Here is a 589-nt window from a genome sequence, read left to right on the forward strand (position 1 = left end):
TGTAGTGAACCCATTTTCTTAGACATATATTTTAATTGTTGATTAATAAGGATTGATTCCTGTATGATGCAGGAGTTAATCCTTTTAATTTTACTTTAATTCTTTTGTTATTGTAATAATCTATATATTCTTCTATTGCTAGCTTTAATTCTTCTATATTTTTGTAATTTTTTTCTTGTCCATAAAACATTTCTGATTTCATTATTCCAAAAAAACTTTCCATTAATCCATTGTCTAAACTATTTCCTTTTCTTGACATACTTTGAATAATATTTTTTTCTTCTAATCTTTTAGTATAGAAATTATGTTGATATTGCCAACCTTGGTCGCTGTGAAATATTAAATTATTAATATTAAAATTATCTTTAAATGCTTTCTCTAGCATATCTATTATCTGATTAAAGTTTGGAGATAGTGATAGATTATATGAGACTATATATCTTCCATATGCATCTAATATTGGCGATAAATACAGTTTAGTTCCTCTTAAATTAAATTCTGTTACATCTGTAAACCATTTTTCATTTGGTCTATTTGCCTCAAAATTTCGCTCAATATGATTATCTGCTATTTTTCCAACAGTTCCTTG

The 589-nt window shown here is 25.3% G+C and carries 1 protein-coding gene; it reads right to left on the bottom strand.

All coding sequences use genetic code 11. The features are described from left to right. Positions 1-31: 31 nt before the first annotated feature. Positions 32-589 (bottom strand): IS3 family transposase (locus I6E15_RS10070; RefSeq protein WP_235247637.1); only part of this gene is annotated, 558 nt, incomplete at its 5' end.

This window comes from Fusobacterium perfoetens, from assembly GCF_021531475.1.
Taxonomy (GTDB): domain Bacteria; phylum Fusobacteriota; class Fusobacteriia; order Fusobacteriales; family Fusobacteriaceae; genus Fusobacterium_B.